Below are 15210 nucleotides of genomic sequence, written 5' to 3'. Positions count from 1 at the left end.
GTATAAAATATTATCATAAATTTCTACATCATGTAGGGTGAAATGTAAACGTATAAATATTATACTATATATATACAGAAGATTTAAAACTTTCAAGTTTATTTCAAAAAAATTATGGGGGTGAAATAACATGACGCCAAAAGAGATGACTGCAATACGTGATAAAAGAATGTTAGCTGCACTAAACATGGGGAAACCGGATAGAATTCCAATTATGCTTTCCGGGCAGATGTATTTTAAATTTATAGATCCAACAATGACTATATCTGATTGGTGGGACAGGCAGGAACTGGTAGAGGAAAATCTTATAAAAGCTGCTCAATTGCCTATACTTGACGAAATGGATTCAGTTCCTGCAGCAACTGGAGTACCTATGGATTTCATGCAGCAGAATTTTGCAGCTATGTGGTTTGCAAAAATGAAGGTTCCAGGACGTGATATAGCTAAAGATGCACTTTGGCAGATTGATGAGCAGGGACCTATGACAGAAGAAGACTACGACACAATTATAAATAAAGGATGGGGAGTACTTAAACAAGAGCTTTTTAACAGAATTGGCTTTGATCCAGAAAAATTACCTCAACCAGATCCACAATATATGGGTAAGGTAAATGAAAAAATAGCTGCTCTTGGAAAAACAAGTGTTGGAATGGCTGGCGGATTGTTACCTATGCCACCTTTTGAAACTTTAAGTGGTGCACGTAAATTGCCAAAATTTTTTAGAGATCTGTACCGCATGCCAGATAAGGTTAGAGCTGCTCTAGATATTATAGAACAGGAAGAAGTAGAAAATACGGTTAAGGCAATAAAAGCTTTACCGGGAGTGTATGGATTTATAGGAGGAACTCGTTCAGGATGTGATTTTATATCCCCAAAAGTTTTTGAAAAATTCTATTTTACATATTATCAGAAGGTAGTACCTGCAATGCAGGCAAATAATGTAAAGACCTGGTTCCATATGGATGGTAACTGGGAAACATTCCTTCCTTACTTTAGAGAATTTCCAAAAGCTCAATGTGTATGGGATCCTGATCATATAACCAGCAATGTAAAGATGAAAGAGATACTTGGAGATAAAATGTGCATTACAGGTAACGTTCCACCAGCACTTACATCAGTAGGAGCACCTGAAGAATGCTATAAGTATGCTAAGGAAATTATTGATATATTTGGTGATACTGGTTTCATTATGAATTCAGGATGTAGTGTTCCACCTAATGCAAAACGTGAGAACATAGAGGCTGTTATTTTAGCAACATTAGGACAACCATTAAATAAATAATAATACAAAGAAACTTCCAATTGATTGGCATTACTTTCATTTCTAAAGTATAAAAATTTATATGGGAGGTTTTTTAAAATCAAAGGCGAAGAAGGGAGTTTAAAGTTATGAGTAAAGGTAAATCAGCAACTATATTTGCAATATTTTCTTTTTCATTTCTGGTTATGGCACAAGGAGCAACTTCTCCTGCACTTGCAAGTATAGGTCAGGCCTTCCCCAAAATAGATTTTAGTGTAGTGGTACTTATAGCTACATTACCATGTTTATCTACGATTCCGTTTTCAATGATAGGAGGAAAATTAGCTGGAAATATTATGACATTTAAGAGCGTTACAATTATTGGAATAATTCTTACTATCATTGGTGGTACTGTTCCTTATTTTGCAAATAGCTTTGTCGTAATTCTTATTATGAGGGCTATATTGGGAGCTGGGGTAGGTTTAATATCTCCAATTCCATCAGCACTTATTATGAACTTTTTTCAAGGAAAAGATATAGAAAATCTCATGGGTTACAATAGTGTTATTCAAAATATAGGTGGTATCGTATTTCAGCTGCTTGGAGGAATTTTATGTGTTATTAACTGGCGAAGTACCTTTTTAGCTTATCTTTTGGCTGTTATATCTCTCATCATAGTTATTTTCATGCTACCTGAGCCTCCTAAGATAGAAAAGGCAAAGAATGAAAAAGTAAAGATGCCTGGTATGGTATATGTATGGTCAATAATTTTCCTGGTTTATACTTTAATAAATTACCCAATGTTAACGGGTATGTCATCTTTAATAGTTGACAATAAATTAGGAACTCCGGCTAGTGCAGCGATGGCACTTACTATGTTCTCTATAGGTGGAATGTTCACTGGTGCGATTTTTGGGAAAATATATCATGCAGCTACAAAGTACACCATAGTTATAGGAACGGTTCTCCATGCTATAGGATTTGTGATTTTGATCTATGGTAATAGCGTTTTTATGTTTACTGTTGCAGCAACTATTGTTGGAATGGGATTTGGACTTGTGGTGCCAGCTGTAATTATGTATGTTGGTATGCCGGTGCCTCAGTCAGCACAGCCTTTTGCAATTTCTATAGCTCTTGCATTTATGAGCATAGGTGGTTTTGTTTCAAGCTTCTTCTTTGCTTTTGTTAAGAATACTTTTAATATATCATCTATGAGATTTCCATTTGTATTTGGCGCTGTATGTCTTGTGGCCTACTCAATTGTTCAATCATTGTTCAATCTAAAGACATCAAAGCCAGAGTTAACAGGTGTGAATAATAGAAATTAAAATTACTAGTATGATTTTTATTAATAAGACTCAGATGGAGAGATGTGTTCATCATAAGCAAGCTCCACCTGAGTCTAAGAATCATTTGATTAAATAGTTTTTAAAAATACTGCATATTTTTTGTCTGCTATCATAATATGGTTACTAATCCATTCAGATAAAAAATCTATAATTTCTAATATTACTTTTTTTTGATTATCATCTATATCCTCTCTAGAAGCAACTTCATTTATTTTATATATATAAAATCCGTGTTCTTCTTCTTGATCATGAATATGATCATAATTATATTTTTTTAGCATATTTTCTTCATACTCAAAATGATATTTTGTATATTCTAAAAGTTCATCAAGTATTGTCATTATTTCATCATATCTATCATATCCATCATCTATTATTGCAATATCATAGGCTTTTTTTCCTATTGCCATTAGCTTTTTATGTTGTTTATCTATTTCATCGATATTTAAATTAAATTCTTCTTTCCAATTAAATGCCATTTTAACATCTCCTTTTATCAATACAAATTATTAATAAATAAATATTATCATATATTTTAAATAAATGCAAGTGTATTTAGTATTTTAGTGAGGGCAAAGACAAGGAGATATAAGAATTCTTGAGATTGCCTACGCTACAGGTTTAAAAAGTTTATCTAACTTCTATAATTGATTAATTGATAAATAAATGTACTAATTAGTAATAAATTATCAATAAGTTCTAATGTTGTAAAAGAAACATGTTTCTAAGTTTTTGAAACTTATGTATATGAGAGAGGATATTTAGTAAAAGCTGTCGTTGCAATTACTCTATGGATTCTTGGATCACCTACATTCAGCGATAATATCTTATGAAGATCTTGATACAGTTCTTATAAGATTTGAAGAAGCTGTTGTAGATACTAAAAAGGAGTTTAATCTTGGTTTCAAGTGGAGTTTTTTCCCTCCATCTGAAACTTATCAACAGGATTCTTAGTGCTTTAGCAGTGTGCAAGCAGATATCCCAAATCTTTGATTTGGCGATAGTCGCTTTGGCTGTGTGCGATGGTGGTATTATGGCTGGTAGCCATCGGATAAATGGTATGGAACATCCAGTAAGTGACTTATATGATGCTGTTCATGGGAAAGGTCTTGCAGCACTTACACCAATTATTGTTGAAAAATCCTGGAAAAGTGATATAGAAAAATATGATGATATATCAAAGTTAATAGGATGTAGTAGTGCAAAAAATTGTGCAGATGCCATAAGAAGTTTTCTTGAAAAGATTAACTTAAATGTGACTTTGGGGGAACTTGGAGTAAAAGAAAAAGACGTTGAGTGGATGTCAGAAAATTGTATGAAAGTTTCAAAACCAAGTATAATAAATCATCCTAGAGAATTTACTTTAGAGGAAATCAAAAATATTTATTATGAGGAATTATAATATAGGTTTTAAATTATGAAAAATAATTATTATTTTATGATAAAATGATAATTAATAGGTAGTTTGATTTCCAATTTAATTAAAAGGGAGGGTGGATTATATGCAAGGTAAGATAGTGCTTGCGGAAGATGAACCCATTACTAGAATGGATATTTCTGAAATACTTACATGTTCTGGATATGATGTGGTTGGAAAAGCCTCTGATGGATTTGAAGCTGTTGAATTGTGCAAGATAAATAGGCCAGATCTAGTCATTATGGATATAAAAATGCCAAATCTGGACGGTATACAGGCTGCCCAAATCATAACAAATGAAAACCTGGCAGATGCTATAGTTATGCTTACAGCTTACAGTGGAAAAGAATTTTTGGATAAGGTAAAAGAAGTAGGGGCTATAGGGTACGCTGTAAAACCAATAGATGAAATAAATTTAATTCCACAAATTGAAATTGCCATGTCAAAAAGTAAGGAAATAAAAAATATTAAAAATGAGGCAGCTGATGCAAAGCAAAAAATTGAAGATATGAAGGTAATATACAAGGCTAAAGAGATGTTAATGGATAGGTATTCTATAAAAGAAGAAGATGCCTATAAAAGAATAAGAAAGCTTAGCATGGATAGGCAGTGTTCTATTTTACAGACTTCAATAAGTTTAATGAGAGGATATAGAAAGGTAGATTAATATGCTTAGAAAATTGTGTAGAACATATACAAATTTACTGGAGGAAGATATAAAAATTTTAAAGAACGTGGAAAATTATCTTCAAAGCATATCCAATTTAGTTAAAGCAGATATTTTTATTGATTGTTTAACTAGAGAATCAGGAATCGCCATTGTAGTTTCGGAAGCTAAGCCTTCAAATACTAGATCTTTATATAGGGAAACCGTAGTAGGTGAACTTGCTTTAATGGAAAATGAACCAGCTGCACTTAGAACTCTTCAAATAGGAATGGGGACTTCAGATTTAAAAGCCATTACCCAGGAAAATAGAGTAGTAAAACAAAATACAGTGCCTATTAAAAATAATGAGGATAAAGTAATAGGTGTGCTTATAATGGAAAAAGATATAACTGAAGATTTAAGTAAAAATAGAAATATGGAAATACTATCTGAAACCACAGAACAGCTAAGTCAGACACTTATGAACTTAAGGAGTCCAGAGCTGCCTAATACTGTAGATTTTAATCTGATTAATGATGCTATTATTATATTTAATGATTATGGAGTTTCTATTTATGCTAATCATATTGCAGAAGATATGTATATAAAACTTGGTTATAAAGATAAGATAGTAGGAATGAAATTTAATAACCTTGTTTTAAGTAAAATTAGTTTTTGTAAAGTATTGAAGGAGAACAACTCTATATTATCTGAAGTTTCAATAGCAGATTTTTCACTCCAGATAAAGTATGCTGTACTTAGGAAACATAACAGCATATGCGGTGTTGTTATGTTAATTAAAGACATAACAGATATAAAAGAAAAAGAAAAACAACTTATTTTAAAAGCTGTGGCAATAAGGGAAATACACCATAGAGTTAAAAATAACCTTCAAACTATAGCAAGTATTTTAAGGCTGCAATCCAGAAGAATAAATAACGAAGAAGCCAAAAAGGCATTTAAAGAAAGCATAGGTAGAATACTTAGTATAGCTACAACCCATGAGGTACTGGCCCAAAATGGAATTGATGATGTGGATATAAAAAATATACTATCTAAAATTAAAGATAATTCCATTAGAAATTTTATTCAATACAATAAACAGATAGATATAAAATTTATTGGAGATAGTTTTTATGTAAATTCGGATAAAGCTACATCTATAGCTATAGTGTTAAATGAATTGCTTCAAAATTCTCTTCAGCATGCTTTCGTAGATAAAAAAGAGGGGGGTATAGAGATAATTATAAAAAAAGGTATTATGTACTCCAATATATCAGTAATAGATAATGGAAAAGGATTTGATATGAATTTAATTAGAAATGAGAGTTTGGGGCTAGACATTGTAAAAAGTATAGTAAAAGATAAATTAAATGGAGATATAAATATTGAGTCAAATGAAAGTGGAACAAAAGTAGTTTTTTGCTTCAAAAATTAGTATAAGAATGTATATTGAAAAACAGTTAAATAAATAAAGGCATTTTTATTAATTTATTATAAAAATACTCTTTACATTGATAAATTATTATGATAAACTGTGTATAAATTATAAATGAAATGCAATGGAGCATTTTAAACAAAATTTATAATTTTTGTTTAAAAACTTATAAATAGTTAGAAGGGCAACGGAGCCTAAAATATTTTAGATATTTTAGGCTATTTTTTTTAGTGTAAATCATTTTTCCGTGGTTTATGTAAAATAGCATTATTGCTTTTGGCTTAGTATTTATTTTCAGATACATTAAAAGGAGGTGTACAAAAATAGTGAATGACAAAATACTAAGTGTAGGAATTGACATTGGCACTACCACTACACAAGTTATATTTAGTGAAATTACAATACAAAATACAGCAAGTTCTTTTTTTGTACCAAAAGTTAAAATTGTAGATAAAAGAATAATTTATAAAGGCAAAATACATCTTACCCCACTTGTATCCAGAAAAAGTATAAATTTAGAAAAACTAAAATCCATAATACAGGAGGAATATGATAGGGCCAATGTTAAAAAAGAACACATTTCCACCGGAGCAATAATAATAACCGGAGAAACTGCAAGAAAAGAAAATGCACAGCAGGTTTTAAATATTCTTTCAGATTTTGCAGGGGATTTTGTAGTAGCAACTGCCGGGGCTGATTTGGAGTCAATACTTGCAGGATATGGGTCTGGAGCTTACCAGGTATCTAAAAATACTTCTGGAAAAGTTGTAAATTTTGATATAGGAGGTGGTACAACTAATGCATGTGTTTTTAATGAAGGAAAAATAGTGGATTCCTTTGCCCTCCATATAGGGGGGAAATTAATAGAATTTGATGATGAAGGTAATGTAATTTATATATCTGAAAAGATAGAAAAGTTATTAGAAAGCTTAGATTTAAATATTAATATTGGAAGTAAACCTGAACTTTGTCATTTAACTGTACTTGTAAGTAAGTTTGCAGATATTATTCTTAAGATTGGGAGTAACATGAATTTATCTTCAGAAGAAAGAGAACTTTTTATTCAGCATAAAAATAAAGAATTAATGGCACAAATATTTATGTTTTCAGGAGGTGTTGCGGAATTTGTATATAGTGATGAGGTAAATACACTGAAGGATACTTTAAAGTACAAAGATATAGGTCCGCTTCTAGGAGTTTATATAAGAAGTGTTTTAAAAAAAGGCAAATATAAATTTTTGGAGTCAAGAGAAAAAATAAGGGCCACAGTAATAGGTGCAGGAAGTCATTCTATAAAAATAAGCGGAAGTACCATAATTTTTGATGAAGAGATACTGCCAATAAAAAATATACCTATTATAAAAATGACAGATGATTTATTAGAAGACCAGGATGGCATCTATGAATATGTTTCAGAAAAAATTAAAATGTATGATGATTCTATAGTAGCTATTTCTTTTAAGGGACCAATAAGTCCTTCTTATAGTCAAATACAGGTAATAGCTGGTGGAATAATAAAATGTTTTGAGGCCATAAAATATTACCCAATTATAATTGTGGTAGAAAATGATTTTGCAAAGGCACTTGGACAAACAATAAAGACAAAGTGTAATTTTTCTAGAAAAGTAATATGTATAGATGGAATCTCAACTGATAATGGAGATTATATAGATATTGGAAAACCTGTAGGGGGAATTATACCTGTTGCTGTAAAGACTTTAATATTTAGCAATTAATTTATTAATAAAAATTATGAATAGTTTTAGGAGGGTTTTTAATGCAAAGTAAATTAAAAAAGACATTATCACCATTTCAACTTTGGGCTATTATAGTTGGTATGGTTATATCAGGCATGTATTTTGGATGGAATAATGCACTGGCATTTGTAGGACCGTTAGGATTTATAATAGCAATAGTAATTGTAACTCTTTTTTATACTGCTTTTATGTTCAGTTATGCAGAACTTGCTACTGCAATACCTGATGCAGGAGGATCTGCGGAATATGCAACTAGGGCTATGGGGAGATTTGGAGGGTTTTTGGCAGGATTTTCTTCTATAGTTGAATTTTTATTTGCTACACCAGCTATAGCTATATCTATTGGTGCCTATGTTCATTTTATAATACCCGCTGTACCAATAACTGTGGCGGCTCTTGTATCCTATGGAATTTTTGTAATTATAAATTGTGGTGGAGTTAAAACTGCAGCAATAATTGAAACCATAGTTACTATTGTTGCCATTGTAGGAATTGTAATATTTGTAGGTGCTAGTTTTACCCATGTTGATATTACAAGGATAGTAGGACAGAATGCTTTCAGAGGAGGTGTTGGGGGAATATTTAATGCCATCCCATTTGCTATATGGTTCTATTTAGCTGCAGAAGGTGGAGCAATGTCTGCAGAAGAATGTAAAAATCCCAAAAAAGATGTACCTAAAAGTTTTATACTTGCAATACTTACACTTGTCGTGCTAGCACTTGTTACCTTTATATGCACTGCAGGAGTAATGGATGCTAAGGCGCTTGGCTCAACTGATTCACCTCTTCCTGATGCACTTGATGTAATATATGGAAAAGGAAATGCATTTTCCAAATTAATGAGTTTTATAGGATTATTTGGACTTGTAGCCAGCCTCCATGGAATAATAATTGGATATTCGAGGCAGATATTTGCAATGTCTAGATCAAGATATCTACCTAAATTTTTATCAAAAGTGAATTCGAAAGCCTCACCTGTAGCCGCAACAGTTATACCAAGTCTTATAGGAATGATATTTGTACTTTTAAATAGTACTTCAGTAATTATAGTAATTTCAAGTTTTGGAGCTATTGCACTGCATGCAGTAAGTATGGTTGCACTATTAATTTTAAGAAAAAAAGAACCTGATTTAGAAAGACCATATAAAGTTCCAATTACACTTCCTATAATATCTCTTGTACTTGATGTAATTTTACTTGTAACTGTTGGATATTCAAATATATCAACTATATCTTTTGTAATAGGTGCTTATGTACTAGCTATTGTATATTATTTTGTATATTCAAGATTTACTAAAGCATCACTGGCAAAGGAGGTATCACAAAAAATTACAGAACAGGATAGGGCAATTTAAATATGTTTAAGATAGGTGATTTTTATGAATTTAAAGACTATTTTATTTAATAAAGTGTACAAATTTAAGAATATAAAAGATTTACTGGCTAAGGCCAATGAAAAAAAATCTGGGGATGACCTTGCAGGAATAGCTGCCTACAGTACTGCAGAGAGAATTGCGGCAAAAATTGTATTGGCAGATATAACTTTAGAAGATCTTAGAAATAATCCCGTTGTTCCCTATGAAAAAGATGAGGTAACAAGAATTATACAAGATTCCATAGATAAGTTTGCCTATAATAAAATAAAGCATATGACAGTGGGAGAACTTAGAGAGTTTATATTAAGTGCTAAAGAGAAGGATATAAAATCAATAAGAGATGGGCTAACTGCCGAAATGATTTCCGGAGTGACAAAACTTATGAGCAATATGGATCTTATATATGCCGCACAGAAAATTTGTAATACTGCATACTGTAATACTAAAATTGGAGAAAGAGGAACTCTTTCCTCAAGACTTCAACCAAACCATCCAACTGATGATATAGAGGGGATAATGGCATCAGTTATGGAAGGGTTGAGTTATGGTATAGGTGATGCCGTAATTGGATTGAATCCTGTAAATGACAGCATAGATAGTGTATATAGAATTTTGGGTAAGTTTAAAGAGTTTACTTCTGAATGGGATATTCCAACTCAAAATTGTGTACTCTCCCATGTAACCACTCAGATGGAAGTTTTAAAGAGGGGAGCACCTATGGATTTGATGTTTCAAAGTATAGCAGGCTCAGAAATATCTAACAGGAGTTTTGGCATAAATACTGCCCTTATGGATGAAGCCTATTTGCTAATGAGAGAAAATAAGTATTCAAAGGGAACAAATTTTATGTATTTTGAAACGGGACAGGGTTCAGAACTTTCCTCAGATGGAAACAATGGTGCGGATCAACTTACCATGGAAGCAAGGTGCTATGGTTTTGCCAAAAGATATAATCCATTTTTAGTAAATACAGTGGTAGGATTTATAGGCCCCGAATATTTGTATGATGGAAGCCAGGTTATAAGAGCAGGACTTGAAGATCACTTTATGGGTAAACTTACAGGTTTACCTATGGGAGTTGATGTATGTTACACAAATCATATGAAAGCAGATCAAAATGATATGGACAATTTGGCGATGCTTTTAACAAATGCTAATTGTGCTTACTTTATGGGGATTCCCTGTGCTGATGATGTAATGCTTATGTACCAATCCACAAGTTATCATGATATTGCAACCCTTAGAGAAATTACAGGAAAAACTCCCATTAAAGAATTTGAAAGAAGATTGGAACAACTTGGTATCTTACAAGATGGAAAGCTTACAGATATAGCAGGGGATGCTTCAATGTTTTTAAAAAAATCAATGGTTTAGTGAGGTGAAATTGTGGATAGCAATTATGAAATATATAAGCGTATGAAAAAATCAACAAATGCAAGAATTTGTGTGGGTAGGGCGGGAAGTAGGTATAAAACTGAAACTTTTTTAAAATTGAGGGCAGATCACGCAGTAGCAATGGACGCAGTTTGGTCATATGTAGATGAAAGCATTATAGATAAGCTTAATTTTTTAAAGGCTCAAACTATGGTAAAAGATAAAGAACAATATATACAAAGACCTGACCTTGGAAGAAGATTTTCTGGAGAAACTATAGAGTATATAAAGAAGAACTGTATAAAGAATCCAGATGTTCAGATAATAGCTGGAGATGGATTGAGTTCACCGGCTATTACAGTTAATTTAGAAGACATATACTGTATAATAATTGATGGACTCAAAGCAAAAGGATATAAAATAGGCACTCCTATATTTGTAAAATATGCTAGGGTAGCTACTATGGATAAAATAAGTGAAGCATTAAATGCAAAAGTTACTATTATTCTCATAGGTGAAAGACCTGGACTTGCAACAGGTGAAAGTATGAGCAGTTATATGGCTTATAGATCGAGTACTAAAAAACCTGAATCTCAAAGAACTGTGATTTCCAATATATATAGAAATGGTACCCCCCAGTAGAAGCTGGAGCACAAATAGTATATCTGATAGATCTGATGATGAAGGAAAAGAAAAGTGGTATTGAACTTAAGATATCAAGTGACATGAAATCAATTTAGAGGATCTGCTGGGCATGTAAATCATTTTATGTATACTTACTTATAAGTTATAGAAATTTAAGATTTCAATTTTCTTATGATTGATAACTATGATTCATTTGTATATAACCTGGTAAGATATTTAGAAGAACTGAATGAAGAGGTTAAAATGCATCTATTAATATGTAGTAATTTTAAAAGCTCTGGAATAGCCGTAATTTCATTACTTTTTTCGGCAGTTTTTACCTGTAAGTTTATATGATTTATAATACCACAATAATATGTTATTATGTATTTAAGGGGTGAGAGTATGAATAAAGAAAATAATTATGAGATTTGTTATGAAAATATGTGTAAGGAATTTGTTAAATATGATCCAGAAGAGGTGGCTAAAAGAAGTAGGGCTTATTATGATTCTGAAAAAAAACAATTTACATTAGTATGTTTTAACAAAGAATACTTAATTTCTTATCCAGAGGGGAATATTGTATTAAAGAATAATAAAGATAAAGATCCATCTGTAGATGTAAATACAATGCTTATGCTAAAAATGCTTATGCTTAGTTATCTATACAGGGCTACTAACAGCAGCTTAACAAATAAATGGGTGCCTCTTAGAGAATTGGAGGGAGTTGGCCATGCTTATCAGGGATTTGCAGATCTAGGTATAAATAGATTAGTTGAATTTTTTGGGCATAAGGGAGATCTTTTCTTAGAAGCCGGTATTAAGCTAGGTGGAAAAAAATTTGATGTTGGAGATGTGGGGATAAAGATTAATATATTACCTAATGTGCCTATGGTATTTGGTCTATGGACAGCAGATGATGAGTTTCCAGCAGATGCCACTATTCTTTACGATTGTTCTGCAGTTAAAGAGCTGCATGTAGAAGATTTAGCCGGATTATGCTCCGAAGCAGCTGATGAAATAATTAGAGCTGCCAAATCAATTCACAATTAGCAGTTATAGAGTTTCTAGATGAAAAATCAACTTATGCTCCGAATATTTTTACAACCACAAGTACGTTAAATATTTTGATAAGTCTAAGCAGAAAATTTACAAAAACCTAAGGACTTTTGAAAACTCGTACCTCAGACAATTCAAAAGTCCTAAGTTTTTTTACAAATTTTCTACTAAGACTTATATACAAAATATTTAAATGTACTTGCTTATTGTAAAATATTTCTACGCATAAGTTGATTTTTAAGTTAGAATCACTATATAGGCTTCACAATTATTTCTTATTTCTTCTTCCTTAGCTGAATTATATAAAAAATTTAATAACAAATGCGACCATATAAAATGATCGCATTTGTTATTAAAACTATTTCTAATTTTTTGTGCTTTTACTAGTAGAAACTGTTAAAGCATTTATCATTGCAGTTTCTTGATCCTGAGTAATGGTGCCTGAAGTTACAAGAGTATCAAATTTAGTCTTTAACAAATTCGTAAATTTTTCTTTTTTAGCTTGAACATTCGCATTTTTATTAGAAGTAAGTAAATTTTTTATAGCAGTTTCTTGATCTTTGGTAATAGTGCCTGAAGTTACTAGAGAGTCTAAGAAGTTAGTTTTTCCTAAAGTCTTTTTACTTTGAAAATAAGCTTTACGTTCAGTTTGAGTCATATTTTTGATTTTATCCATTTCAGCTTTTCTTTCAGATTTCTCTTGACTGCTGCTATTTAATATAGCAGTTTCTTGATCTTGAGTGATAGTACCTGCAGTTACCAAGGAATCAAGAGTAGTCTTCAACGAGCCTGTAGACTTTTCTTTTTTAGCTTGAGTGCCCTTATTAGAAGTAAATAAATTCTTAATAGCAGTTTCCTGATCCTGAGTAATAGTACCTGCAGTTACTAAGGAATCAAGTTTAGACTTTAATGAATTTTTAGTATTTTTATTTCCTGTATCAGTTGAGGAAGAAGTGAAAAGATTTAATACAGCAGTTTCTTGATCCTGAGTAATAGTACCTGCAGTTACTAGAGTATCAAGCTTAGACTTTAATAAATTTTGAGTATTTGATTTTTTATCAGTTTTAGAAGGAGTTAGAAGATTTAATGCGGCAGTTTCTTGATCTTGAGTGATGGTACCTGCAGTTACTAGAGGATCAAGTTTAGTTTTTAAGAAATTTTCATTATTTTTTGTTTTGAAATTTTTACTAGAACAGTATACTGATTTTCCTGTCTTGTTAGAAAGTGAAGCTGCATTAACTGTAGTAAACCCTGTACCAATTGATACCACAAGGGCTAAAGCGGATATTATTTTAAGGTTTCTTTTTAACATTTTTAATTACCTCCTATAGATATTTCTTTGATTTATCATATAATCTCACTGCTCTGTGACATCTTTATTACAAATAAGTGAATATGATGTTAACATTGATAAGTATGGATAAAAGAAGAATAAATAGTAGGAGAAAATTCTTATAAATGATGATATAATTTATTTATACTCTAATTGATAAAAGTAATCTATGATATAAAAATTTTTCAAATAAAGGTGAAAAAGATGTTTTTTAAAATATTCAGATTGATAAGAAGTTTTATATTGACATCAGTATTGGACAAGTACAAAGAAGAATTTGCTGTAAATATTAATGAGATTAATTTAACCAGGGGAAAAATTACAGCAGTAACTTTCATTGTTATAGAAGTTGTAGAGCTTGTAATTTTGTTTACTATAAGGGAAAATACTTTTCCCCCAAAAACCCACATGTATTATGCAGCTATGGATATATTACTAATTTTGACGATGATCGTATATTTAATTATATTTGTTAAATTAGAAAATAACATTTCTAAACATGGAACAAGCATTAATGTTGTTGGAGTATCTTTTACAATCATGATACTGTTTTGGTGTGCAGGTATATCTTTATTAGATCAGTTGTCTTCTGGGCAGATTATTGTATATGCCATATCAATTATAGCAGTTGCTGTAACTCCGATTTTTAAACCAATTACATTATTGCTTATGTATTTGATTGTCCATTTACCATTTCTTTTTCTCCTGCCATATTTTCAGAAATCCAGTGATATATTGTGGGCAAACTGTATTAATAGTACTACTTTTTTAATAATATCCTGGATGATATTGTGTATGAGATATAAAAATCAAGTAGATGATTTTAACAATAGAAAAATAATACAGAAAAAAAATGATGAATTAGAACGGGTGAATCAAAAATTAGAAAAACTTTCTCAGATTGATAGTTTAACAGGTATCTTCAACCGTTTTGTATTTGATAAAACAATAGAAGCAGAATGGGATAGATGCAAACGCTATTTTATACCACTGTCATTAATTATGATAGATATTGATTTTTTTAAGGCATTTAATGATAGTTATGGTCATCAAGCTGGAGATGATTGCTTAAGGCAAGTTTCAAGGGTACTTTCATCTTCTGCGAGGCGTTCCTCAGATATTGTTGCCAGATATGGAGGAGAGGAATTTGCTGTTGTGCTTACCTATATGAAAAAAGAAAGTGTGCTGGAATTTGCAGAACAATTGAGAAAAAAGGTTGAGCAGTTAGCTATTCCACATAGGTATTCTTCTATTTCCAATTATATTACCATTAGTTTAGGAATTTGTACTGTTATTCCGTCTGATATGTTATCTATTGAACAATTTATTAAGAATGCAGATGAAGCTTTATATGAAGCTAAAAAATGTCGTAACAAGGTTGTTAGTGCATAGGCAGATTATATAAAAATAAGCGTCCGTTATTTAGGATGCTTATTTTTACATGGAAAAGAAATTCAGCAGTAAATGGAACTAATGCTTTAAAAGAAGTTTTAGATGAAAGAAAATAATATTACTATAAAAAGCTAACTATAAATAACTTAAATGCTGGGGATTCGTCATCCCCAGCATAAAGGTAATTATCAACGTATTGAAGAAA

The 15210-nt window shown here is 31.2% G+C and carries 13 protein-coding genes and 2 pseudogenes; 13 read left to right on the top strand and 2 right to left on the bottom strand.

Going from position 1 to position 15210, the window contains the following annotated elements; translation table 11 throughout:
• Positions 1-130: 130 nt before the first annotated feature.
• A complete protein-coding gene (locus WY13_RS13785; protein WP_063556199.1) occupies positions 131-1282 on the top strand; it encodes a uroporphyrinogen decarboxylase family protein in 1152 nt (383 codons plus the stop codon).
• 107 nt (positions 1283-1389) lie between these two features.
• Positions 1390-2568 (top strand): MFS transporter, encoded by a 1179-nt coding sequence (locus tag WY13_RS13780; protein ID WP_063556198.1) that lies wholly within the window; start codon positions 1390-1392, stop codon positions 2566-2568.
• Positions 2569-2657: 89 nt separating this feature from the next.
• Here the strand turns inward: WY13_RS13780 and WY13_RS13775 are convergent, their stop codons facing one another.
• Entirely contained in the window at positions 2658-3068 is a 411-nt protein-coding gene (locus WY13_RS13775) for a bacteriohemerythrin (protein WP_063556197.1), read from the bottom strand.
• A 298-nt stretch (positions 3069-3366) separates the two neighbouring features.
• Here WY13_RS13775 and WY13_RS21555 point away from each other — a divergent pair, with 298 nt between their 5' ends.
• From WY13_RS21555 to WY13_RS13735, 10 genes and pseudogenes are all read left to right on the top strand, one after another.
• Positions 3367-3543 (top strand): hypothetical protein, encoded by a 177-nt coding sequence (locus tag WY13_RS21555; protein ID WP_156499046.1) that lies wholly within the window; start codon positions 3367-3369, stop codon positions 3541-3543.
• 40 nt (positions 3544-3583) lie between these two features.
• Positions 3584-3991 carry an iron-containing alcohol dehydrogenase gene (locus WY13_RS13770; protein ID WP_242866500.1) on the top strand — a complete coding sequence of 136 codons (408 nt, stop codon included), beginning with the start codon at positions 3584-3586 and terminating at the stop codon, positions 3989-3991.
• A 100-nt stretch (positions 3992-4091) separates the two neighbouring features.
• Complete coding sequence (locus WY13_RS13765; RefSeq protein WP_063556196.1) at positions 4092-4673, top strand: ANTAR domain-containing response regulator; 582 nt, start codon at positions 4092-4094, stop codon at positions 4671-4673.
• Position 4674: 1 nt separating this feature from the next.
• A complete protein-coding gene (locus tag WY13_RS13760) occupies positions 4675-6090 on the top strand; it encodes a sensor histidine kinase (protein ID WP_063556195.1) in 1416 nt (471 codons plus the stop codon).
• A 326-nt stretch (positions 6091-6416) separates the two neighbouring features.
• The gene (locus WY13_RS13755; protein ID WP_082848513.1) at positions 6417-7826 is read left to right on the top strand and encodes an ethanolamine ammonia-lyase reactivating factor EutA; all 1410 of its coding nucleotides are present in this window, start codon (positions 6417-6419) and stop codon (positions 7824-7826) included.
• Between the two features lie 41 nt (positions 7827-7867).
• Positions 7868-9202 carry an ethanolamine permease gene (gene eat / locus WY13_RS13750; RefSeq protein ID WP_063556193.1) on the top strand — a complete coding sequence of 445 codons (1335 nt, stop codon included), beginning with the start codon at positions 7868-7870 and terminating at the stop codon, positions 9200-9202.
• A 24-nt stretch (positions 9203-9226) separates the two neighbouring features.
• On the top strand, positions 9227-10597 hold the full coding sequence (locus WY13_RS13745; protein ID WP_063556192.1) for an ethanolamine ammonia-lyase subunit EutB: 1371 nt from the start codon (positions 9227-9229) through the stop codon (positions 10595-10597).
• A 42-nt stretch (positions 10598-10639) separates the two neighbouring features.
• Positions 10640-11337: pseudogene (gene eutC, locus WY13_RS13740) on the top strand (ethanolamine ammonia-lyase subunit EutC).
• A 76-nt stretch (positions 11338-11413) separates the two neighbouring features.
• Positions 11414-11488: pseudogene (locus WY13_RS21840) on the top strand (aminodeoxychorismate/anthranilate synthase component II); the annotation flags it as partial.
• Positions 11489-11626: 138 nt separating this feature from the next.
• Positions 11627-12274: a DUF3786 domain-containing protein gene (locus WY13_RS13735; RefSeq protein ID WP_063556191.1), complete on the top strand. Its 648-nt coding sequence runs from the start codon at positions 11627-11629 to the stop codon at positions 12272-12274.
• A 370-nt stretch (positions 12275-12644) separates the two neighbouring features.
• Here WY13_RS13735 and WY13_RS13730 read toward each other — a convergent pair whose 3' ends face one another.
• Complete coding sequence (locus WY13_RS13730) at positions 12645-13592, bottom strand: hypothetical protein (RefSeq protein WP_063556190.1); 948 nt, start codon at positions 13590-13592, stop codon at positions 12645-12647.
• Positions 13593-13817: 225 nt separating this feature from the next.
• Here WY13_RS13730 and WY13_RS13725 point away from each other — a divergent pair, with 225 nt between their 5' ends.
• Positions 13818-15005 (top strand): GGDEF domain-containing protein, encoded by a 1188-nt coding sequence (locus WY13_RS13725; protein WP_063556189.1) that lies wholly within the window; start codon positions 13818-13820, stop codon positions 15003-15005.
• Positions 15006-15210: the final 205 nt, after the last annotated feature.

The organism is Clostridium ljungdahlii, from assembly GCF_001636845.1.
Classification (GTDB): Bacteria; Bacillota; Clostridia; order Clostridiales; family Clostridiaceae; genus Clostridium_B; species Clostridium_B ljungdahlii_A.
Note: the sequence above shows the minus strand (reverse complement) of the source record. Positions and strands in the feature narration are given on the sequence as shown.

What these genes read in the sequence shown, in the direction of transcription:
- WY13_RS13785 (WP_063556199.1), top strand. Translation starts at nt 131, where the DNA reads ATGACGCCAAAAGAGATGACTGCAATACGTGATAAAAGAATGTTAGCT.
- WY13_RS13780 (WP_063556198.1), top strand. Translation starts at nt 1,390, where the DNA reads ATGAGTAAAGGTAAATCAGCAACTATATTTGCAATATTTTCTTTTTCA.
- WY13_RS13775 (WP_063556197.1), bottom strand. Translation starts at nt 3,068, where the DNA reads ATGGCATTTAATTGGAAAGAAGAATTTAATTTAAATATCGATGAAATA.
- WY13_RS13765 (WP_063556196.1), top strand. Translation starts at nt 4,092, where the DNA reads ATGCAAGGTAAGATAGTGCTTGCGGAAGATGAACCCATTACTAGAATG.
- WY13_RS13760 (WP_063556195.1), top strand. Translation starts at nt 4,675, where the DNA reads ATGCTTAGAAAATTGTGTAGAACATATACAAATTTACTGGAGGAAGAT.
- eat (WP_063556193.1), top strand. Translation starts at nt 7,868, where the DNA reads ATGCAAAGTAAATTAAAAAAGACATTATCACCATTTCAACTTTGGGCT.
- WY13_RS13745 (WP_063556192.1), top strand. Translation starts at nt 9,227, where the DNA reads ATGAATTTAAAGACTATTTTATTTAATAAAGTGTACAAATTTAAGAAT.
- WY13_RS13735 (WP_063556191.1), top strand. Translation starts at nt 11,627, where the DNA reads ATGAATAAAGAAAATAATTATGAGATTTGTTATGAAAATATGTGTAAG.
- WY13_RS13730 (WP_063556190.1), bottom strand. Translation starts at nt 13,592, where the DNA reads ATGTTAAAAAGAAACCTTAAAATAATATCCGCTTTAGCCCTTGTGGTA.
- WY13_RS13725 (WP_063556189.1), top strand. Translation starts at nt 13,818, where the DNA reads ATGTTTTTTAAAATATTCAGATTGATAAGAAGTTTTATATTGACATCA.